The following is a 21,378-nucleotide window of genomic DNA, read 5'->3' as shown; positions in this document are numbered from 1 at the left end:
CGTAGTGACTGTCCGAACGAAGACGGAAGCCGAGAGAAACTAGCTTCAGGCTCGAGTAGAGAAGTCTACCGCACAGCACCGCCCCGCGAGGGCAACGAAGAAAGTGAAAAAGGGAACGTGGAACAGTGAAGACGCGAGTAGCGACGAGACAGAGAACCGATCCTTCGACCCCGGAACGCCGGGCGTTCCCAGCGGTTTATTCGTCCAGTCCGCTGGCGATGTCGGCCAGACTCTCGTCGGGCGACTCGGTGGCGTCGTAGAAGACGCGCTCGCCGGGTTCGCGCAGGCCGTACTTGAACCCCTCCTCGATGACGTCCACGAGGACCGACTGGCCGAACTCGACGTCCGTACCCTCCATCCACGACGAGAGGCGGTTCTCGCCGTCCTCGGGGTTGCGCGCGAGGGTCGGCGAGTCGTAGAGGCCTCGAATCTCGCGGCCGTCGTCGGTCAGCGGCGATTCGATGCGGGCGCGGTACTCGGTGTCGTCGGCGACGACCCGGACGAGTTCGCCGTCGGGGAACGCGTCGGCGTCGTCTGCGGGAATCTCGACTTTCGGGCGGTCGAGTCCGCCGCTCCGGACGAGCGTCGCGCGCACGGTCGTCAGCGAGGAGTGGTCGCTGGAGATGCGGTCGGCCATAGCGAGTGCTGGCCGGAGTTAGCGTGCGAACGCAAAAAGTTGCTCCGGTCGGCGAGCGATTACTCGTCGTCGTCGCCGCCCTCGCCGAGGAGGTCCTCGACCGACCCCTCGCCGTACTCGCTGACCTTGACGTTGAGCTGGGCGGTGGCCTCGCTGACCTCGCCGCCGCGGACGGTCACGCGCTTGCGCTCGCCGTCGCGGGACGGCTCGTAGCCGACGCCGCCGTCGAGGAGGACTTCCTTGAGGTTCGGGCCGTCTACGTCGCCGCGCATCGGTCGGCCGGCGTCGTCGGAGCCGCCGGTAATCTCGACCGTGTAGCCGTCGAGACCGACCGCACCGCCGTCCACGTCCTCGCCGATGGACTTGCCGAGGAATCGGTTCGCGTCCTGTCCGTCTACGTCGCGCTGGTAGGTCGTCCCGGAGTCGGGGTCCGCGACGACGACCTGAAAGTCTGCCATACGGATTGGAAAGAGGACGCTCCCTAAAAATACGTCGAAGTGCCCCGACCCGGCGGTTGCGGGGGATTTCCGGAGAGCCGACCGAGACCTCCCGGCGCGTGCGCTTTTCAGGTCGCGGGTCGTAGCTCTCCCATGCGAACTCGAATCGAGACACTGCTCACGGCTTCGTCGTTCCCGTCGTCGAGGCGGAGCCTCGCACTGCTCGCAGGTGCGGGCGGACTCCTCGCGGCGTGGGTCGGGTGGGGAGCGTACGTCGACCGAACGACCGAGCGCGTGCCCTACGAGACCGTCACCGAGTTCGACGGCGTGGAACTCCGACGCTACCCGCGACTCGTCCTCGCGGAGACGACCGCCGAGAACGAAGACGAGGCGTTCGAGCGACTGTTCCGGTACATCTCGGGCGAGAACGAGACCGGCGACGAAGTGGCGATGACCGCGCCCGTGGCGACCCGCGGGACGACGCTTCCGATGACGACGCCGGTCCGAACCGACCGCCCCGACCGCGAGCGGATTTCGACGACTGGGCCGGTCAGAACCGACCGAGACGAGAGCGAGGTCACGATGGCGTTCTACCTCCCGGCCGACTACGACCCCGGCGACGCGCCGATTCCGACGAACGCCGGGGTCAGGCTCGCGGTCGAACCGCCGCGGACGCTCGCGGTCATCCAGTTCTCGTGGTACGCCGGCGAAGACCGAGTGCGGACGTACCGTGAAGCCCTGCTCGACGCGCTCGACGCCCGCGACATCGAACCCCGGACGCGCCCGGCCCTGCTCCAGTACGACGACCCGTGGACGCCACCGTTCATGCGCCGGAACGAAGTCGCCGTCGAGGTAGACCACGAGGCCGTCCGGATCGCGGACTGACGTCTCTCTCAGAAACTGTCGAGGCTGGCGTTGACGCGGTGGGTCTCGCCCTCGCCGTCGCCCTCGGGCGCGACCGTCCGGACCCACGCAGTGTAGCTGTCGGGCAGGTCGTCCAAATCGACGCGAATCTTGAGGACGGTAGCCTCGCGGGCTTTGGCCCGCATCGCCTCGCGCTGGCTCCGCTCGAACGACCCGTCACCGGCTTTGACCTCGCAGAAGTACTCGGTGAGGACCGGCCGGTCGGGACCGAGGCGGACCACCGCGCGACAGTCGGGTTCCCACCGCCGGTCCGACCCGACCGTCACCGGGTCGGGGTCGGTGTCGAGTTCGACGCGAACGTCGCCCGCGTCGCCGTCCGCGTCCGCCTCGCCGAGGTCCGCATCGACGCGGGCGAAGTGCGTGAGCAGCGGCGGGTTCACCTCGGGCGTCAGCACGACGGCCTCGCCCAGCGCGCCGTACTGGTTCGCCTCTGTGTCGAAGGTCAGCCCCTCGGCCGGCGACCCGTCGGGGGTCTGGTGGCGGCGCTGTGGCCACCCGACGAGGTAGCCGTCCACGTCGTCGGGGTCCTGCGGCGCGGCGCGCTGGACCTTGACGACCGACTCGCCCTCCGCGGAGAGTTCTCTGGCCCGCCGGTGGGCCTCGGTCTCTGAGTCGAAGGTCACGCGGTCGCCCTCGATGGTCGCCAGCCTTCGGGCGGGTTCGCTGGCCTCCCGCGCGCTCTCCTTGACGGCGACGGTGAACGGTTCGGCGTCGAAGGTCATTACCGGGAGTGTGGTCGGGCGCGGTATTTGTATCTGAAGATGCCGACCGACCGCGTCGGAGAGACGTATCTCCCCGGACTGAATACAGCGGACGAACGCTGTCCTCAATCCGTTGGTCACTCCTGCTCGTTGGGGTTGAAGAGATAATAGACGACGGCTATCGTAAGACCCATCGTGACTGCCTGAACTGTCACTAATTCACCGCCAAACAGCGCGCCAACGATAAGCACGGCCACAGTGGACGTGAGGCCAGCGAGAGAAGCGAACTCGACGCGGGATAGGTTCCGCATCCACTCGTCGAGGCGACGGTACAACTGGCTCGTTTTGCTCATATTTCACGTTGACACGACCGACACAACGGCACTGTCTAGATAAGCGGAACCGCCAGACGGTGGGGCGATAGACGAGTCGTAGATAATCTGAGAACGGTGTCTAGGTTCTGAGACGGCGCCGCGGTGAGCCATGAGCGACACGAATTCGCCACTCTCACCAACTCTCTCAACAAAGACGCAGTAAGACACCTCGTTCAACAACGGTTGCAGAGGAGCTATACTCCCTGTTTGTTCGAGGTTTGCTTAACTAGACAGTGCCGACACAACAGTATTTCCACTGAAGATACATCCCTCTCGCGCGGTGGACCGACACGGAAACGCGCCGAGTCGGACTGTCGACATGCAGGACTCAACGGTGAGAGTTCGGTTGCTCGACTCGATTACCTACCGGTTGCGTGGCAGTACGGTCGCGGTTCACATCAGTCATTGACCGCGAGCGAACGGACGTGAGCGAGCGGACCAAGGGAGGACCGTAACGAGCGAAGCGAGTGGCGGGACGACCGCCGTGTTTTTTCATCAACGTTTTGCCAGCGGAGGGCCGCCGAAGGCGGCCCGGAGCGCAGCAGAAGGTTGTCGCTTCAGAACGGGTAGTCGCGCTTCTCGGTCTGGGTCGAAATCCACTTCGTCTGCGTGAGTTCGTGGAGAATCTCCTCGCCGTCGTACCGACCGATGCCCGAGGCCTTCATCCCGCCGAACGGGACGTTGGGTTCCTCGTTGACCGGTTGGTCGTTGATGTGGACCATGCCCGCCTCGATCTGCTCGGCGATTTCCTTGGCGCGGTCGAGGTCGCCGCCGTGAATCGCGGCCGCCAGCCCGTGTTCGGTGTCGTTGGCGAGTTCGATGGCTTCCTCCTCGCTACTGAACGGAATCACCGGCGCGACCGGGCCGAAGTGTTCGTTGCAGGCCGCGGCCATGTCGTTCGTGGCGTCCGAGAGGACCGTCGGTTCCACGAAGAGGTCGTCGTGGTCGCCGCCGGTTTCGAGGGTCGCGCCCTGCTCGACGGTCTCCTCGACGTATTCGAGAATCTGGTCGCGCTGGCCCTCGTCGATGACGGGACCGACGACGTTCTCGCGCTCGCGGGGGTCGCCGATGGGCAGGCTCTCGGCGCGCTCGGCCAACTGCTCGACGTACTCGTCGTAGAGCGATTCGTGGACCAGATGGCGGTTGATGGAGATGCAAATCTGGCCTTGGTGGAGGAACGACCCGAACACGGCCGAATCGACCGCGGCGTCCACGTCGGCGTCCTCGGTCACGACGAAGGGGTTGTTGCCGCCCAACTCCATGGCCGGGATGGCGAGGTTCTCCGCGGCCTGCGCCGCGACGCCCCGCCCGACCTCTGTCGAACCGGTGAACGCCATCACGTCGAGTTCTGGATGACCGGCCACGCGGTCGCCGATTTCGGAGCCGTGGCCCGTCACGACGTTCAGCACGCCGTCGGGGAGTCCGGCCTCCTCGAAGATGCGCGCGATGAGCAGGCCGCCCGTGACGGGCGTCGAGGAGGCGGGTTTGAGGACCACGGCGTTCCCGGTCGCCAGCGCGGGCGCGACCGCCCGCATCGAGAGGTTGAGCGGGAAGTTCCACGGCGAGATGACGCCGACGACGCCCTCGGGGACCCGCTGGACCTCGTTCTCCTTGCCGGGAATCATCGAGTCCGACGTTTCGACCTCGTCCGTCCGTCCGGCCAGACTCTTCGCGTGATGGCACATCCCTTGGGCGGTCTGCCACTCGGCGAACGCCTTCGCGTTGGCGCTGCCGGACTCGACCGCCAGCGCCTCCAGGATGTCGTCGCGCCGGTCGTCCAGAATCTCGATGGCGTCCTCGATGACCGACGCGCGCTCGTCTACCGACCGCTGGCTCCACGAGTCCTGGGCCTCGGCGGCCGTCTCGTAGGCGCGGTCCACGTCGTCCTCGGTCGCGGCCGGGACCTCGGCGACCGCCTCGCGCGTCGCCGGGTTCTCGACCGTGATGGTCTCGCCGTCGCCCGCCTCGACCCACTCGCCGTCGAGGTACAGTCCGTTCCAATCACCGTCGATAGTGAAGTTTCGGTCGGTCACGGGTTCCGATTGGAGTTCGAGCCAGAAAATACGGTCGGAAGCGGGCGAGTCGTCCGCGACCGCTCGCGGGCCCGCGTTCGACTCGTCACAGACGTTTTGTACTCCCCCTGCCACGTATCAGTAGCGACCGTCTCCGAGGCACTCCGATGAAACCGACGTTCGACACGCTCGACGACGAGGGAGGATTCGAGGTCGTGGACCCCATCGAGACCCGTCGGTTCACGTTCTCGACGCCGAACCCGGTCGAACCGACGCCCGCCGACCCCGACTCGTTCCGGTTCCCCGTCAGCTCCGCCTGCCGGGTCGAGACCAGCGAGTTGGTCCTCCCGTACATCGTCATGTCGTACGTCAGAGACGCCGACGGCGAGGTACTGGCCGACCTCGGTCACGACGCGTCCGCGGAGTTCTCGCCCGGCACCTACATCGTGGACCTGAGCGCACCCATCAAACTCTACCTCCGGGCGGAGGCCGGACTCCGCATCGAATCGAGTACCAAATCGATGCGAATCGCGTTCGACCGCGAGACGACGGTCGAGGTCGGCGCGCGGTCGTTCCACAAGTCACCGGCCGCGACGGTGACGACGACCGACGACCCGCACGACGTGATGAGTGCCGTCTCGACGCTCGGGTCGGTCCTGAAGACGACCACCTGCGAGCGGTCGTGGCCCACGCTCCGGGGCCACCCGCCCCGCATCGAACGCGGCGACGAACTCGACGTGCCCGACGACCTCGCGGTCCCGGCCACCGGAGCGACCGTCGAGGTGCCGCCGGCGTACGACGCCATCTACGCGGCCGCGCCGCTCTCCTACTACTTCGGGGCCGACCTCGTGGCCGGCGAGACGCCGCGCCTGACGGTCGGCGGGTTCGAACGCCGTTTCGACGCCGGCGAGGGCTTCGAAGACGACGTTGTTCGGACGCTGAAACAGGCGTTCTTCCTCGACTGCGTCACGCGGACCGAAGGCTACTACCCCATCGAACTCGCCGGCCGGAACCGACTCGAATCGCTGGTGGACGTCGACTTCGCGGCGCTGTACGACGCGCCGCTGGGCGAGCAACTATCGACCTATTTCTCGATTCCCTACGAGACCGTGGCCGAGGCGATGCCGTCGTGGCACCGCGTCGCGTACGTCCGCCCGGACCCGGAGAACGTCGAGGCGCTCCCGTACCTCGTCAACGACTTCTCGATTCTGCGGACGCCGCCCCGGCCGACCTACGACGAGACCGACGAGATGCGCGAGACCCGCGACGCCATCGAGGGCTTCAAGCGCACGCCCTCGCCCGGCGATTCGGACGAGCGACCCGAGAGCGAGCGGGACGCCGCGGCACGGCGCGGCGTCCCGCCCGTCGAGGAGTACGTCCAGATGCCCGACCACGACGACGCCCTCGAACTCGCGTGGGTCGGCGACGGGACGCCGGTCCGCGGGACGAAAGTCCTCCCGGAGGCGTATCGATACGAGTCTTCGGGAACCTCCGACGACGTGATCGAGATCACTGTCGTCTGCAACGACGAGGAGATGCGCGAGGAGTGGGACGCGGTCGCGGAGGTGTACGGTCCCCGCGACACCATCTCGTTCGACCCGACCGTCCACTTCAACGTGACGACCGACGAACTGGAGGACTTGCTCCGGACTCCGACCGACCTCTTTCACTACGTCGGTCACATCGACGGCCGAGGCTTCGAGTGTTCGGACGGCGTGCTGGACGCCCGGACCCTCGACGAGGTCGGGATGCGCGCGTTCCTACTCAACGCCTGTCGGTCGCACAATCAGGGCGTCGCGCTGGTCGAGGCCGGGTGTCACGGCGGCATCGTGAGTCTCGGTAACGTCGGTAACTCCGCGGCCGTCGAACTCGGCGAGACGCTGGCGAAACTGTTCCAGGCGGGATTCAGCATCGGAGGCGCGCTCGCCATCACGCGAGAGGCGACGTTCATCGGGACCCGATACATCGCGGTCGGCGACGCCGGATTCACGCTGGCGCCGAGCGCCGATATCGTCCCGCTAATGTACAAATTCGAGGACTCCGACGAACCACCGCTTTCGTTGACCGCATTTGCGTATCCAACGCGGGAACATGCCATCGGGAGTGTCTCTGGAACGTATCTGGAAGTCGGCCCGCGTTTTCTCTCTACCGGGCCGTACCACTTCGAGTCTACCAAAGAACGGATGTTAGACGCCTACGACGATAATCCGTATTCGCCCCTGATTATCGATGGTGAGTTAGTGTTAGCTAACCAGTGGTTAGAAAAGTAGTGCTACCGTTACGGCCCGCTAGTTCCGGTACTCGGGCCTGCGAGAACTCGACTCGATTCCACGAGAAGGAGAACGAGCAACCACGCGAGGTGAACTGCCGTTTTACTGCCGGTAACGCCTTCGACCGCGTTTCTAACAACTGGCATGTAACAAAAATTAGTAGATGGGATTTAGTTTATCTTTCGGTATTAGATTCGAATGCTGTTCGTAGTGTGGTATTCGGGAGAAGTCGATGGCGTATCGAGAGTCAGTCCTACGATTAGGCGTTCGTGTCGAAATTAGAATACGATAGTTTGTAGCCAGAATCGGGAGATGTCGATTCGCTCCCAAAGATACAGTATCCCCGAGCGAGAGGTCCAACGCGAAGCCATGAAGAAAGTCCTCGCTAGCATCGGTGTCGGCAACGCGACAGTCGATACCGTCCTGTCCTCCACGACCGTCACGCCCGGCGAAACCATCGACGCGGAAGTACACGTCGATGGCGGGTCCGCCGAGCAGGAAGTCGGCGCGATTCGGGTCGAACTCGAAACCCAGTACGCCACCGAAGAGGGGTACGAAGAGGCCGACATCGACCGGTTCACCCTGACCGACGACCTGACTATCGAACCCGACCAGCAGGAGACCCGCTCCGTCCAAATCGAGATTCCCTACGGAACGCCCGTGACGCTCGGAAACGTGGACGTGTGGGTCGAGACCGAACTCGACATCGACTGGGCGGTCGACCCCGAAGACAAAGACTACGTCGACGTGCAACCGACGCCGCGCTTGCAGGCGGTCTTCGACGCGATGGACGAGTTGGGTTTCTCGTTCCGGACCGCCGAGTGCGAAGCCGACCCCTACGACCGCTACGGGTCGGGCCAGCGGTTCGTCCAGGAGTTCGAGTTCACGCCGCAGGCCGGGCCGTTCCGCGGCGACTTGGACGAGGTAGAGTTGGTCGCGCAAGAGTCGGCCGACGAACTCACGCTGTTCGTGGAAATCGACCGCCGGGGCGGCCTCCTGAGCGAGATGGCCGAGACCGACGAGTCGAAGACGAGTCTCACGATTCGGGACCCCGACGTGGCGACTATCCGCGACGACCTGGAGCGCGTGCTGGAACAGTACGCCTGACCGCCGAGACGGCGTTGTACCGTCGATTCCCGTTTTTTCGTGCAGACACAAAGCTGATACTGTAGTACCGTGAGGGCCGAAACATGGCCCGTTGGTCCCCTCCACGACAGCGCCGCGAGTATCGACGCCGAAAACGAACCGCCCGACAGCGAGGCGGTCGAGATGACTAACCGCCGATTCCGGTCGGTCGTCGCGAGCGTCGCGCTCGCCGCCCTCCTCGTCACGGCCGGATGCGTGGGCAGTCTCTCGGGCGGCTCGCCGACGACGGACGCGCCCGAGTCGTCACCCTCGCCGACCGCCGACACGCCGACCGCCGACACGGCCGACGACGCGTCTGGTGACGCGACCGCCGCCGAAATCTTCGAGCGCGTGCAGGAGAAACAGCGCTCCGTCGAGGGCTACAGCGCGACGGTCTCCTACCGAACGAACATCTCGCTGACGAACGGGAGTTCGCTCTCGCGCCAGCACGCCGAGCGACTCGCCGTGCAGTACGGCAACGACAGCGCGCCCTCGTTCTACCGGCGCGTCTCGTTCGACGACGGCGACCGGCGCGTCGAGATAGCGAACGCCGACCACTTCGTCCGGTACAACGCGACCAGCGAACGGTATCGGTACACCGAGCGGTCGGGCGAGGACCGCTTCGGCCAGCACTACTCGCTGGACGAGGTGAACTGGGCGGGCAGTCCCGAAGCCCTCTTCCGCGAGAACGACGCGACCTACGAGGGCACCGAGACGGTGAACGGCCGAGAGGCGTACGTCGTCACCTTCGAGGCGAAGGAACATCCGAACGGTCCCGAATCGACCGCGACGGCGTACTTCGCCGAGCAGACCTACTGGTTCGACACCGAGACCGGTATCCTGCTGAAGCACGTCGCTCACAAGCCGGTCCAGCGGTTCAATCGGGCGATATCGGAGTACCGCGACCCCCGCAACGACACCGGCGGATTCCGCGACGATAACGGCGACGACGCGGTGTATTTCGAACACAAGGTGCGGACGACGGAGGTCTCGAACCTGACCGTGAACCCCGCGTTCGACGCCGGAACCTTCGAGTTCGACCCGCCCGCGGACGCACAACCGGTGGGCGCGCCCGACGACGACGAACCCGAGGACGACGAGTAGCGTTCGATTCGTCATCTTCTTGTCCGAACTGTTTGAACGCCGGACCATGACTGACCTCGACGACATCGCGACCGTCGCCCGCGCGGCCGTGCAGGCCGGCGGCGAGGAGCTTCGACGGCGATACAGCGACGGCGACCACGACGGCGACTACGGCGCGTACGACGTGAAGGCCGCCGCCGACGAGGCCGCGGAAGCGCGGATGCTACCGCTCGTCCGCCGGGCCTTCCCCGACCACGCCGTGTTCGCCGAAGAGGCGGGCAGGTTCGCCGGGAGCGAACCCTACCGGTGGATAATCGACCCGCTGGACGGCACCAACAACTTCGCCGCCGGTCTCCCGACCTTCGCCTCCACGGTGGCGGTCCTCGAGGACGGGGACCCCGTGCTGGCCGCCGTCCACCAGCCGCCCACCGACGAGACGTACCTCGTCCGCCGGAACGGCGGCGTCCGCTACGAGGACCGACGGGTGACGGCGACCAGCGACGTGGACCCGGCGGCCGCCACGGTGGCGACCATCCTCGGTCGGGACGTGCCACGGGACCCCGACCTCGCGCCGAAGGCCGACGCCCTCACCGAGGCGTTGCGCGGGCGGGTCAAGCGCGTCGTCGCCAGTTGGGCGCCCACGGTCCACTCCGGCCTGTTCGCCCGCGGGCGAATCCAAGGGCTGGTGCAATTCCATCCCGACGAGGAGGAACAGGCGGTCACCGAACTGCTGGCGGCGGAGGCCGGCGGCGCGACCCACCGGGACGGCCCCCTCTACCTCGCCGCCTGCGACGACGAGACGCTAGCGGCGCTGCGGCGGGCGACCGACGAGGTGACGTAGCGACCGCGACTGGCCCCGAGAGCGGCGATTACGAACCGAACGGAACGCCGTCGCTACCCAACGCTTACCCTCGCCCGCCGACAACGCTCTCGGCATGAAGCAGTACCCCGCCGTCCCGCGCGCCGCGGACGCTCCCGACCTCTTCGAGTCGGGGCACCTCTGGTTACAGGAGCGGATAGACGGCGCGCACCTCCGCTTTCGCATGCGCGAGTCGGGCGTCCTCCAGTTCGGCGACCGCGAGCGGACCTTCGACCGGCGGCGCTCGTCCGGCGCGCAGTCGGGCGGTTCCGACGGCATCCCGCTCGGCTACCGCCACGCGGTCCGGCACGTCCGCGAATCGTTCGACCGCGAGGCCCTGCGGAACACCGTCGCGGACCCCTCGTCGGTCGTCTTCTTCGGCGAGGCGACGGTCCGCGACGCCATCGACTACGACTGGTCGCGGACGCCCGCGTTCCTCGGCTTCGACGTGTGGGACGCCGACCGCGAGCGTTTCCTGCCGCCGGACTCCGTCGAGCAGATTTTCGAGCGACTGGGACTCCGGCCGGTGAACACCGTCCAAAAGGAGGTCCGAGCGGTCGATTTCGACCCCGAGAGCGACGCGGTTCCCGACTCGGCGTGGCACGACGGTCCCGCGGCGGGCGTCGTCGTCCGGAACAAGACCGGCGGGCGCGCGGAGATTTCCCATCCCGCGTACGACGAGTGGCGCGAGGAGTCCGACCCCGCGACCGCGCCCGCCGACGAACTCGCCGCGCAACTCGTCACCCGTCGGCGCGTCGAGCGCGTCGTCGCCGACCTCGACGCCGAAGCGCGGTCGGCCGCGTTCGAGACCGTCTTCGAGCGCCTGCTGGAGTCCGTCGCCCGCGAGGAACATCACCGCCTGTTCCACGACCGCGCGTCGGTGGATCTGCGGGCGTTCCGCTCGGCCGCGGCCGAGCGCACGCAGGAACTGCTGAACGACCGGTAGTAATCGACCGCACGCGGTCGCCTCAGAGTCCGAGCGCCCGCCGAATCCGCGCCACCACCCCGACCCCGCCGCCGGAGACCGGTAGCTCCCCGCGGAGCGCGTCGAGTTCCTCGTCGTCGAACCGCTCGTCGGCGCGGGCCTCGCCGAGCCACTGCTCCCACTCCTCGTCGGTGAGGGTGCCCTCCGACCCGTCGCCCCACTGCTCGACCAGCGCCTCGCGCTCGCGGAACGGGATGTCCATCTCGCCGCCGCCCCAGTAGAGCGGCGAGAGCCAGAACTCCGTCTCGGCGTCCTCGCTCACTGCCTCCTCACCCGGGAACTCGACCCGGTAGGGGTAGTCGTTGTAGAGGAACACGTCGTCGGGCGTGACGGTCTCGCCGTTCGGGAGCGTGAGCTTTTGGGCCATTCTGTCGGCCGGAGCTACGGGTCGGTGACCCTTGGGCGTTCGGTTCGCCGGTTGAGTCGAACCGAGACGCGACGGCCGCGAAAGACTTAGATCCCCGGTCTCGGTACGGGAGCGTATGACGACCGCGGCGGCACGGGAACGACTCCGCGACCGGATGCTCGACCTCGACCCGCAGGAGTTCGAGGTCCTCTGCAAGGTCGTCCTCGGCGACGAACTCCGGACCGCCGGTCTGGCGGTCACGCCGGCGTCGCAGGACGGTGGCATCGACATCGAGGGGCGACTCGACTACGACTGGTTCGCCGCCGACTTCGGCGTGCAGGTCAAGCGCTACGCCCCCGGAAACGTCGTCGGGAACGACCGCGTCCACCGACTCGCGGGCGCGCTGGTCGAGAACGGCTACGCGCTGGGCACCTTCGTCACGACGAGTTCCTACTCCGACCCGGCGAAGCAAACCGCCGAGGACCTGCCGATTCAGTTGGTCTCGGGCGCGGACCTCGCGTCGTCGATGCTCCGGACAGGTCTCGGGGTGACCGAGCGGGACGGCGACTACGAACTCGACGCGACCTTCTGGCAGGACCTGCACGAGAGCGACGAGCGAGTCCCCGCCGGCGAGGTCCCGCTGGGCAACGACCTCGGCAAGGTTCGCGCGGTCCTCCGGGCGATACGGGCGACGGGTGGCACCCGCGACGAGGTTCGGCGGTGGATCGCCGCGAACGCCGGCTACGACCTCTCGGAGCGCCACGTCTACATCAACGCGAACTCGGCGACGGTCCTCGGGTTGGCCCGGAAGGAGCCGTCGGCGGGAGACGAGGCGACGCGCTGGGGTCTCACGGCGACCGGGGCCGAGTACATCCGGGCGCAACCGGGGTCGGTCCCGGCCCGGCAGACTCTCCGACGAGCGGTTCGGAGCGTCGAACTGGTCGAGCGCGTCCTCGCGGCGGCCGCCGACGCCGGCGAACTCACCAAGGCGGAGATAGACGACCTCATCGCCGCGGAGACGACCGGTCTCTCGGAGTCGAGCGTCGAGCGCCGGGGGAGCGCCGTCCGGACGTGGCTCGAACTGCTCCCCGAAATCGAAGTCGAAGGGCCGCGAACCGCGAAGGCGTACGTCTACGACGCCGAGCGCGGCGATTCGTCTTCTCCGGAGTCGTTCTGAGGACCTACTCGCTGTCACGTTCGCAGAGCGCGAGCCGCCGGTTTCGGGCGATCGCGGGGCGGCCGAAGGTCGGGGTCGGCGTGCCGCCCGGTCTCAGAGCAGGTCGCGGTTCCGGAAGTAGACCAGTCCGGCGAGCGGCGCGAGGACCGTCCAGCCGAGTAGGACGACCGCCGCGAACGGGTAGGTGGTCGCCACCGTCGAGACCGAATCCGCGGGCGTCGTGATGAGAGGGTGGTGACTCACGTCCGCGAACAGGGTCGTGAGCTTCACGTAGGCGTTGATGGGGTTGAGCCGACCGACCCAGAAGTACCACTCCGGCTTGGGGTAGGTGTCCTCGACGCCCGACAGCAGCAGGAACTGGAGCGCGGGCCACCCCGCCCGGAGGACGGTGAACGCCGCGACGACCACCGCGACCGAGCGGTTCGAGGTGTCGGCGTACGCCGAGGCGGTGAGACCGATGCCGACGAACAGCAGCGCGTAGGGAATCGAGACCAGCGTCAGTCCGACCATCCCCAAAAAGGAGCCGTTTCGGAACGTGAGCGCGACGACGACGCCCGTCAGGAGGAGCGAGACCACCAGCGGGACGAGGACGACCGTCGCCCGCGAGAGGTACTTGCCGACGTAAGCGTCGTCGCGGGAGTTGGGCAGACCGAGCAGGAACCGGACGCTCCCGGTCTCGCGCTCGCCGACCAGCGCGGCGTAGCTCCCGACCAGACAGACCAGCGGGAGCAGGACCGACAGCGCCGACCCGACCGCCGTCACCGCGAGTTCCATGTTCGGTCGGGCCGCGCCCGACCGGGGGTCCGAGAGCGCGAGCGTCGCCACGACCGCGAGCGCGGCGAAGCCGACGACGACGCCCGCGATTTGCTTGGGGTTGCCGAGGAAGACGAGCGCGAGAATGGACGCGATGGCGGCGAGGCCACCGACGCCGCCCAAGAGCGCCACGTCGCTCGCCAGCGCGAACAGGCCGACAGCGACCACGGTCGCCAGCGCGACGATGGCCGAGACCGCGGCGCCGGTCCGCGACCGGTAGACGCTGGTCAAATCGCGACGGAACACGTCGGCGCGGCTCACGCCGGACCCTCCGTGTACTTCGAGAACACGTCCGACAGCGACGCGTCCCGGACCTCGAAGTCCTCGAAGACGCCCGCGTCGGCCACCGCGTTCAGCGCCCGGAGCTTCGTCTCGCCGCCGCCGTCGCAGGCGATTTCGACGCGGCCGTGGCGCGCCCGGACGTCGCGGACGCCCTCGATGCCGCGGAGGTCCGCGAGGAGCGCGTCCGACACCGCGGAGACCCACACCGAGAGGGTCGCGCCCGCGCCGAGTTCCCGCTGGAGTTCCCCGACCTCGCCGACCGCCGCGAGCGACCCGTCGAGGAGAATCCCGATGCGGTCGGCCACCGCGTCCACCTGTTCGAGGATGTGCGACGAGAAGAAGACGGTCGCGCCGCGGTCGGCCTCCTCGACGACGACCTCCCGGAGCGTCCGCGCGCCGTTGGGGTCCAGCCCCGTCGAGGGTTCGTCCAGCACCAGCAGGTCGGGGTCGCCCACGAGCGCGACGGCGAGCGCCATCCGCTGGCGCATCCCCTTCGAGTAGCCGCCGGCGCGCCTGTCGGCCGCCTCCCGGAGTCCCACCCGGTCGAGCAGTTGGTCGGGGTCGTCGTCGGCGTCCTTCGTCTCGATGGCGTGTTCGACGTGTTCGCGCCCGGTCAGTCGGGGGTACGCGCCGTAACCCTCCAACAGAAGCCCGGAGCGCTCGCGCACCGCGACCGACTCGCGGTTGGCGTCCCTGCCGAACACCCGAATCTCGCCGCTGGTCGGCTTCGTGAAGTCGAGCATCGCGTTGATGGTCGTGGACTTCCCGGCACCGTTCGGGCCGAGGAAGCCGAACACCTCGCCCTCCTCGACCGACAGCGAGAGACCGTCCACGGCGGCGACCTCGCCGAATCGCTTCGTCAACTCGTCTATCTCGATGACTGACATTGGGGACCTTGGTATCGTTCCCTCAGCGACGCGGAATAAGTCTTCTTGCAATCAGGGAAGCGAATCGAGACGGTGCGACCGACCACCGGCGTCGCTTGATGACGCGTCCACCCCCTCGGCGGACTGAAAGGGCGAGGGCAGTTCCGGGAACCCCGGCGACGTAAGCACCGCAGGAAGGAACGGAGTGACGACCGAGGAGCGCAGCGAGCCGCGGGACCGGAACTGACCGAGGGCTTTCGAGGCCACTATCACGGTGTCGTCCGTGTGCGAGGAGAGCGATACCCCGCGGTCACCGAACCGCCTCGAACCCGGTATCACGACTCGGAACTCGCGACGAACGGACACCCGGACCGAGAACCGACGGACGAAAAGGCCCGCACCGAGTACGACCCACCAATGAACATCGAGTTTCTCGGCGGGGCCCGCGAAATCGGGCGGAGCGCGATTCTCGTGGACGGCTCGCTCCTGCTCGACTACGGGATGGCGACGGGCAACCCGCCGTCGTTCCCGGTCGGGGACCCCGACCCCGACGCCGTGGTCGTCAGCCACGGCCACCTCGACCACGTCGGCGCGATTCCGTCCCTGCTGTCGGGCGACGCCCGGCCGCCCATCCACTGGACGCCCCCGACCCGCGACCTGACGCGCGTGCTAGCCGAGGACACGCTCAAGCTACACGGCGGAAGCTACGACTGCCCGTTCACCCACACCGAGGTCAAGCGCATGAGCCAAGTGTCCGAGACCCACGGCTACGGCGAGACCTTCACCGCGGCCGGGTACGAGGTCACCTTCTACGACGCGGGCCACATCCCGGGGAGCGCGCACGTCCTCGTGGACGACGGCGAGACCCGCCTGCTCTACACCGGCGACTTCCACACCGAAGACACGCAACTGCTGTCCGGGACGACGGCGCGCCCGGAAGCGGACATCGTACTCACCGAATCGACCTACTCCGACGTGGACCACGACCCGCGCCAGCAGGTCGAGGACTCGTTCGCCGAGAGCGTCCGGACGACCGTCTGGGAGGGCGGGACCGTGATAGTGCCGGCGTTCGCCATCGGGCGCACGCAGGAGATGCTGATGGTCTGCGAGGCCCACGATATTGACTGCTACGTGGACGGAATGGGCCAGAAGGTCACCGAAATCGCGCGCCAGTATCCCGAGTTCGTCAGGGACGCGAACGCGCTCGGCCGCGCGAAGTCCAACGCACGGTTCGTCACGGGACGCGACGGACAGCGCAGGCGCATCGCCGAGAAGAACACCGTCGTCGTGACCACCTCGGGGATGCTCTCGGGCGGTCCCGCGATGACCTACGTGCCGGAGATTCGGGCGAATCCGACGAACAAAATCGCGTTCACGGGCTACCAAGTCGAAGGGACGCCCGGCCGCGAGTTGCTCGACTCGGGCCGCGCGGAAATCGACGGGCGCGTGATGCCCGTCAGCGCGCAGGTCGAGGCCTACGACTTCTCGGCGCACGCCGACCGCGACGGTCTCTTCGACTTTCTGGACGCGTACCGCGACGCCGAGGTGCTGGTCAACCACGGCGACCGCTGTGAAGCGTTCGCCGAGGAGCTACGCTCGGAGGGCTTCGACGCGAGCGCGCCCGAACTCGGAGAGTGCGTCACCGCGGAGTGACGCGTCGGGTGGAAGCGCGACTCGACAGCGAACGAGGGAGCGCCGACCTATCCACCGCCACCGTCCCCGCCGAAGCTTCCTTTCTCCACCTCTAACTCTCTCTCGCGGCGAGTTCGCTCCTCGTCCGGTTCCGGCGTCGGGTCCGGCCGCTCCCGTGCGGACTGCCGGGCGGTCAGCGCCCAGCCGAGACCGTACACCGCGACGGCGCATCCGACTCCGGGCACCGCTCCGAGGAGAGCCCACCCGACCAGAAACGACAGGACGCCCAGCACCGGGCCACCGAGGAGCGCGTACCCGAGATTCTCGACTACGAGTCGTCGCATCGTCGTGTCGAAGGTTCGGAGTCGGACTGCAAATGCTTTGTCCACCGACCGACGAAGCGCGAGGTGTTTCGCCGACCGGAACTCCCGGTGTCCGTCCCGAAACGGGGAGTCACTCCGTCTGCGGATCGACGTGATGTACCGCGTTGGGCGACAGCAGGCGACCGGAGGGAAGTTCGACCCAGCCGTTCCCGAGGACCCTGATGGGACCTTCGTGGAGAACCGTCTCCTGCTCGAAGTCGGCGTAGACGACGGCGTCCTCGCACTCCGTGGTGAAGTCGTCGGACACCTCGCTCCAGACCGGTTCCGTGGAGAATACCATGCGGTCGCCTTCGGGTGACAGCCTGATAACAGTATCGCGGACGTTCGGTCCTCGCCTCGCGCTCCGCGACGGCGGCGCTACTCTCCGTCCACCAGCGTCTCGGCGAGTTTCGGGACGAAGGTCCCTACGTCGGTTACCATCCCGATAGCCTGCGCGCTCCCGCGGTCCAGCAGTTGCGTCACCGTCGCGGGGTCGATGTCCACGCAGACGACCCGCGTCGTGGAGGGCAGGCAGTTACCGACCGCGACCGAGTGCAGGAGCGTGGAGAGCATGATGACGAGGTCGGCCTCGCGGGCCTGCTCGCGGATGGCGTTCTGGGCTTCCACGGCGTCGGTGATGGTGTCGGGGAGCGGGCCGTCGTCCCGAATCGACCCCGCGAGGACGTACGGCGCGTCGTTGACGACGCACTCGTACATCACGCCGTCCTCGACCAGTCCCTGCTCGACGGCCGCCTCGATGCCGCCGGCGCGGATTATCTCGCTGATGGTGTAGATGTGGTGCTTGTGGCCCTTCCGGGGGCTTTCGAGCGTCTCGACGTCCAAGCCGAGCGACGTGCCGTACTGGCCGCGTTCGAGGTCGTGAACCGCGAAGCCGTTGCCGGCGGAGAGCATGTCCACGTAGCCCTCGCGGACGAGGCGGGCCAGCGCGTCACCGGCCCCCGAGTGGATGACCGCCGGGCCGGCGACCGCCAAGACGGTCCCGCCCTCGGCCTTCGTCTCGGCGACCGACTCGGCGATTTCCCGGATGAGCGACGCGGACGGGCGCTCGGCCGACACTCCGCCCTGCATGAACCCGAAGGGACCTTTCGACCCGCGGGGTCGCTCGGGCGGGTCCACGCGGACGCCCGCCTCGTCGGTCACCACGAGGTCGCCCTCCTCGATGGCGTTCAGGACCTTCGTGTAGGCTCGCGGGCCGTCGTCGCTTCCGTCTCCCCCGGTCTCGACCACGATGGCACAGTCCATCTCGACGTTCTCGACGGGAAGCCACTCGCCGTCGTATCTGACCTTCGTTGGGTGATTGGTCGTGGAGTAGAAGCCCTGCGGAACCACCTTGTCGCGGGGCGCGGGCGCGAGCGTCGCGTCGGGCGGGTCCGAGAGGTGCGCGCCGTGCTGGTGGAGTTCGTGCAGAATCTCGCGGAGCGAGTCCTCGTCGTCGGCCGTGACGACCATTCGGCAGTACGATTCGGCGTCCTTGTGCGTCCCGACGTCGAAGACCTCCACGTCGAAGTCGCCCCCGAGGTCCATCACGACGCCGAAACACTGCTGCATCATCCCGGAGTCGATGATGTGGCCCTCCAACTCGACCGTGCGCGCGACTGTCATACCCGGAGAACGGAAGGCCGAGCAATCAACGTTGCGTTGGCGGTGGTTCTTCGTCCCGTCCGGAGTCGCCGTGACTCCGCCGTCGGGGAGTCGCGTTCGCGGAGTCGTGGCCGTGGAGTCGCGGTCGCGGAGTCGTGGCCGTGGAGTCGCGGTCGCGGAGTCGTGGCCGTGGAGTCGCAACGACGCGAGTGACTACGCCACGTTCCGCTCGACCAGTTCGCCGCCCTCGTCGTCGAACCGGTCGCTCGACAACTGACTCACGTCCACGAGCGACGCCTCGCCGTCGAGACAGAGCTGTGCGACCAGTTTCCCGGTCGCCGGGGCGTGCTGGAAACCGTGGCCCGAGAAGCCCGCCGCGGTGACGAACCCCGGCACCGTCTCCTCCACGACGGGGTGGTGGTCGGGCGTCACGGCGTAGAGTCCGGCCCACCCGCGGCGGATGCGCGAGTCGCCGTCGAAGTACGCCGCGCAGTCGGCCGCGCGCTCGACCGCCGTGGCCGCCCACTCCAAGTCCATCGACTCCGAGTAGGCGTCGGGGTCCACGTCGGGGTCCGCCTCGTCAAACTGCCCGCCGACCAGCGCCGCGCCGTCGCGCTCGGGCCGGAAGTACGACCCCGTGTCGAGGTCGATGGTCAGGGGCACGTCCTCGGAAACCGGCGTCGTCGGCTCGACCGTCGCTATCTGGCGTCGGCGGGGGTGTATCGGGAGGTCGAGACTCGCCATCCCGGCGACCCGGCCCGCCCACGCGCCGGCGGCGTTCACCACGAAGTCGGCGTCGATGCGCTCGGCGTCGGTCTCGACGCCGATTACGCTCGAGTCGTCGGTCAGCACGTCGCGGACCGCGGTCTTCGTCCGAATCTCGACGCCCGCCTCCCGACACGCCTCGGCGTAGCCCTGCACCGCGAGGTTCGGGTCGGCGAAGCCGTCCGCGGCGTTGTACTGGGCGGCGACGAACCGCTCGGCCCGGAGTTCGGGGCAACGGTCTCGCGCCTCGGCGGGCGAGAGATAGCGACTCCCCACACCGAGGTCGTTCTGCATCGCCACGTCCGCGCGGAACCGCTCGGCCGTCTCCTCGCTCCGCGCCAGAAAGAGGTAGCCCGGTCGCCGGTGGGCGATGTCCACGCCGAACTCCGCCTCGAAGTCGTCCCAGACCTCCAGGCTCGCCAGCGAGAGCTCGACGTTGACCGGCGTCGAGAACTGCGTCCTGATGCCGCCCGCCGAGCGCGCGGTGCTTCCGGACCCGAGGCTCCCCTTCTCGACGAGCGTGACGTTCGCGCCCGCCTCCGCGAGGGAGTACGCCGAGGCGAGTCCGACGATTCCGCCCCCGACCGCGACGACGTCCATATCGCCACACGTTCGACGGCACGGCTAAATAAGTGTGCTGTTACCAAGCGTCTCGCGTCTCAGTCCGCCGCTATCGGCAGGTCGTACTCCCGCGCTCGCCGTCGAATCGCGTCGGCGTCGCCGGTCCGCAACTCGCCGTCCTCGTAGACGACGTTTCCGTCTACCATCGTGAACTCCACGTCGTCGCCGTGCGCCGAGAAGACGAGGTGCGAGAACACGTCGTGGAGCGGCGTGGCGCGCGTCAGGTCGGTCGTCAGCCCCACGACGTCGGCCTTCCACCCCGGCCGGAGTCGGCCGACGTCCTCGAACCCGGCCGCCTTCGCGCCGTTCCGAGTCGCCATCTCGAAGACCAACTCGGCGGGCGTCGTGGTCGGGTCGAGGTGTTCGACCTTCTGGAGGAGGCTGGCCTGTCGCATCTCGGTGAAGGGGTCGAGCGTGTTGTTACAGGGCGGGCCGTCGTTGCCTAGCGCGACGTTGATGCCCCGCTCGGCGTAGTCCATCACCGGCGCGATGCCCGAGGCGAGTTTCATGTTCGAGGAGGGGCAGTAGGTGACGTGCGTGCCGGTCTCCGCGAGAACCTCGCGCTCGGACTCGTCGGTCCAGATGCAGTGAGCCAGCACCACGTCCTCGCCGGTCAGCCCCACCTCGTCGAGCCAGTGGATGTTCCGGCGGCCGGTGCGCTCCTCGACGGTCGCCACCTCGTCGCGGTTCTCGCTGGCGTGAGTGTGAATGCGCACGCCGTCGTAGGCGTCGGCGAGTTCGCGGCATCCGCGCAGGCACTCCTCGGTGCAACTCACCGCGAAGCGCGGCGTGACCGCGTACTGGATGCGCCCGCCGCGAGTGTCGTGGTACTCCCGAATCAGGCGCTCGGTCTCGTCCAAGCCCGCTTGAGTGTCTTCCAGCAGACCGTCGGGCGACTCGGTGTCCATCAGCACCTTGCCCATCCGGGCGCGGACGCCCAACTCGCCCGCGGCCTCGAACGCTTCGTCGGCGTGGCGCACCGACAGGTGGTCGATGGCGGTCGTGACGCCGGATTCGAGCAGTTCGAGGTAGCCCAACTCGGCCGCGATGCGCATCCCCTCGGCGTCGAGTCCGGCCTCCATCGGCAGCACGTAGTCGAACAGCCAGTCCAGCAGGGACGTATCGTCGGCGATGCCCCGGCCGAGCGACTGGACGGAGTGGACGTGGCCGCCGACCACGCCCGGCGCGAGGAGGTCGTACTCCTTGCGCTCGCGGTCCGGATACGTCTCGACCAACTCCTCGCGGTCGCCGACGGCGACGATTTCGTTGCCTTCGACGACTACCGCGCCGTCTTCGACGACCGTCTCGGCGTCGGCGACGACGGTTCCCTGTAGTAGCATCCCGAAACGAGTAGGGCGCGAACTCGGAAAATAGCTGTCGATTTCGGGAGCGGACCCGGTGCCGTCGGCGATTCGGCCCGCGATGCCATTGACGGGTTAGCCACCAGTGCCGTCGGCGGTACGGTTTGGCTGGCGTCGGCTGTCGGTCGTTCTACAGCAACGCCC

At 67.7% G+C, this 21,378-nt stretch carries 21 protein-coding genes; 8 read left to right on the top strand and 13 right to left on the bottom strand.

Features of this window, described 5'->3' with window-relative positions; genetic code table 11:
* Positions 1-196: 196 nt before the first annotated feature.
* Together M0R88_RS07995 and M0R88_RS07990 are read right to left on the bottom strand one after the other, a co-directional pair.
* On the bottom strand, positions 197-637 hold the full coding sequence (locus tag M0R88_RS07995) for a DUF7112 family protein (RefSeq protein WP_248656412.1): 441 nt from the start codon (positions 635-637) through the stop codon (positions 197-199).
* 59 nt (positions 638-696) lie between these two features.
* Complete coding sequence (locus M0R88_RS07990) at positions 697-1,095, bottom strand: 30S ribosomal protein S6e (protein WP_248656411.1); 399 nt, start codon at positions 1,093-1,095, stop codon at positions 697-699.
* Positions 1,096-1,227: 132 nt separating this feature from the next.
* Between M0R88_RS07990 and M0R88_RS07985 the strand changes: the two genes are divergently transcribed.
* Positions 1,228-1,959, top strand: coding sequence for an SOUL family heme-binding protein (locus tag M0R88_RS07985; RefSeq protein ID WP_248656410.1), 732 nt, complete (start codon positions 1,228-1,230; stop codon positions 1,957-1,959).
* 8 nt (positions 1,960-1,967) lie between these two features.
* On the opposite strand, the gene M0R88_RS07980 is transcribed toward M0R88_RS07985, so the two are convergent.
* The 3 genes from M0R88_RS07980 to M0R88_RS07970 form a co-directional block, all read right to left on the bottom strand.
* Complete coding sequence (locus tag M0R88_RS07980) at positions 1,968-2,720, bottom strand: DUF8081 domain-containing protein (RefSeq protein ID WP_248656409.1); 753 nt, start codon at positions 2,718-2,720, stop codon at positions 1,968-1,970.
* A 116-nt stretch (positions 2,721-2,836) separates the two neighbouring features.
* Complete coding sequence (locus M0R88_RS07975) at positions 2,837-3,052, bottom strand: hypothetical protein (protein ID WP_248656408.1); 216 nt, start codon at positions 3,050-3,052, stop codon at positions 2,837-2,839.
* Positions 3,053-3,630: 578 nt separating this feature from the next.
* A complete protein-coding gene (locus tag M0R88_RS07970) occupies positions 3,631-5,106 on the bottom strand; it encodes an aldehyde dehydrogenase family protein (RefSeq protein WP_248656407.1) in 1,476 nt (491 codons plus the stop codon).
* 146 nt (positions 5,107-5,252) lie between these two features.
* On the opposite strand from M0R88_RS07970, the gene M0R88_RS07965 reads away from it, so the two are divergent.
* The 5 genes from M0R88_RS07965 (at position 5,253) to M0R88_RS07945 (ending at position 11,368) form a co-directional block, all read left to right on the top strand.
* On the top strand, positions 5,253-7,355 hold the full coding sequence (locus M0R88_RS07965; RefSeq protein ID WP_248656406.1) for a CHAT domain-containing protein: 2,103 nt from the start codon (positions 5,253-5,255) through the stop codon (positions 7,353-7,355).
* A 369-nt stretch (positions 7,356-7,724) separates the two neighbouring features.
* Positions 7,725-8,462, top strand: coding sequence for a sporulation protein (locus M0R88_RS07960; protein ID WP_248656405.1), 738 nt, complete (start codon positions 7,725-7,727; stop codon positions 8,460-8,462).
* A gap of 69 nt (positions 8,463-8,531) precedes the next feature.
* Positions 8,532-9,584 (top strand): LolA family protein, encoded by a 1,053-nt coding sequence (locus M0R88_RS07955; protein ID WP_248656404.1) that lies wholly within the window; start codon positions 8,532-8,534, stop codon positions 9,582-9,584.
* Between the two features lie 46 nt (positions 9,585-9,630).
* Entirely contained in the window at positions 9,631-10,404 is a 774-nt protein-coding gene (locus M0R88_RS07950; protein ID WP_248656403.1) for an inositol monophosphatase family protein, read from the top strand.
* A 94-nt stretch (positions 10,405-10,498) separates the two neighbouring features.
* Positions 10,499-11,368 carry an RNA ligase family protein gene (locus M0R88_RS07945; RefSeq protein WP_248656402.1) on the top strand — a complete coding sequence of 290 codons (870 nt, stop codon included), beginning with the start codon at positions 10,499-10,501 and terminating at the stop codon, positions 11,366-11,368.
* Positions 11,369-11,390: 22 nt separating this feature from the next.
* Here M0R88_RS07945 and M0R88_RS07940 read toward each other — a convergent pair whose 3' ends face one another.
* Positions 11,391-11,774: a hypothetical protein gene (locus M0R88_RS07940; protein WP_248656401.1), complete on the bottom strand. Its 384-nt coding sequence runs from the start codon at positions 11,772-11,774 to the stop codon at positions 11,391-11,393.
* A gap of 115 nt (positions 11,775-11,889) precedes the next feature.
* On the opposite strand from M0R88_RS07940, the gene M0R88_RS07935 reads away from it, so the two are divergent.
* Positions 11,890-12,930, top strand: coding sequence for a restriction endonuclease (locus M0R88_RS07935; RefSeq protein ID WP_248656400.1), 1,041 nt, complete (start codon positions 11,890-11,892; stop codon positions 12,928-12,930).
* 93 nt (positions 12,931-13,023) lie between these two features.
* On the opposite strand, the gene M0R88_RS07930 is transcribed toward M0R88_RS07935, so the two are convergent.
* The gene (locus tag M0R88_RS07930) at positions 13,024-14,004 is read right to left on the bottom strand and encodes an ABC transporter permease subunit (RefSeq protein ID WP_248656399.1); all 981 of its coding nucleotides are present in this window, start codon (positions 14,002-14,004) and stop codon (positions 13,024-13,026) included.
* Positions 14,001-14,912: an ABC transporter ATP-binding protein gene (locus M0R88_RS07925; RefSeq protein ID WP_248656398.1), complete on the bottom strand. Its 912-nt coding sequence runs from the start codon at positions 14,910-14,912 to the stop codon at positions 14,001-14,003. The genes M0R88_RS07930 and M0R88_RS07925 overlap by 4 nt, the downstream gene beginning before the upstream one ends.
* 396 nt (positions 14,913-15,308) lie before the next feature.
* On the opposite strand from M0R88_RS07925, the gene M0R88_RS07920 reads away from it, so the two are divergent.
* Positions 15,309-16,544, top strand: a complete 1,236-nt coding sequence (locus M0R88_RS07920) for an MBL fold metallo-hydrolase (protein WP_248656397.1) — start codon at positions 15,309-15,311, stop codon at positions 16,542-16,544.
* Positions 16,545-16,591: 47 nt separating this feature from the next.
* Here the strand turns inward: M0R88_RS07920 and M0R88_RS07915 are convergent, their stop codons facing one another.
* The 5 genes from M0R88_RS07915 to M0R88_RS07895 form a co-directional block, all read right to left on the bottom strand.
* Positions 16,592-16,867, bottom strand: coding sequence for a hypothetical protein (locus tag M0R88_RS07915; RefSeq protein ID WP_248656396.1), 276 nt, complete (start codon positions 16,865-16,867; stop codon positions 16,592-16,594).
* Between the two features lie 109 nt (positions 16,868-16,976).
* Positions 16,977-17,186, bottom strand: coding sequence for a hypothetical protein (locus M0R88_RS07910; RefSeq protein WP_248656395.1), 210 nt, complete (start codon positions 17,184-17,186; stop codon positions 16,977-16,979).
* Between the two features lie 77 nt (positions 17,187-17,263).
* Positions 17,264-18,508 carry an ornithine cyclodeaminase, nickel-pincer nucleotide-dependent gene (locus M0R88_RS07905; protein ID WP_248656394.1) on the bottom strand — a complete coding sequence of 415 codons (1,245 nt, stop codon included), beginning with the start codon at positions 18,506-18,508 and terminating at the stop codon, positions 17,264-17,266.
* Positions 18,509-18,700: 192 nt separating this feature from the next.
* Positions 18,701-19,852, bottom strand: a complete 1,152-nt coding sequence (locus M0R88_RS07900) for an NAD(P)/FAD-dependent oxidoreductase (RefSeq protein WP_248656393.1) — start codon at positions 19,850-19,852, stop codon at positions 18,701-18,703.
* A 59-nt stretch (positions 19,853-19,911) separates the two neighbouring features.
* Complete coding sequence (locus M0R88_RS07895; protein ID WP_248656392.1) at positions 19,912-21,213, bottom strand: 5'-deoxyadenosine deaminase; 1,302 nt, start codon at positions 21,211-21,213, stop codon at positions 19,912-19,914.
* Positions 21,214-21,378 lie beyond the last annotated feature (165 nt).

The sequence above is a fragment of the Halorussus gelatinilyticus genome (genome assembly GCF_023238445.1).
Lineage (GTDB): Archaea > Halobacteriota > Halobacteria > Halobacteriales > Haladaptataceae > Halorussus > Halorussus gelatinilyticus.
The sequence above is the reverse complement of the archived record's forward strand: the minus strand, read 5'-3'. Positions and strand labels throughout refer to the sequence as shown.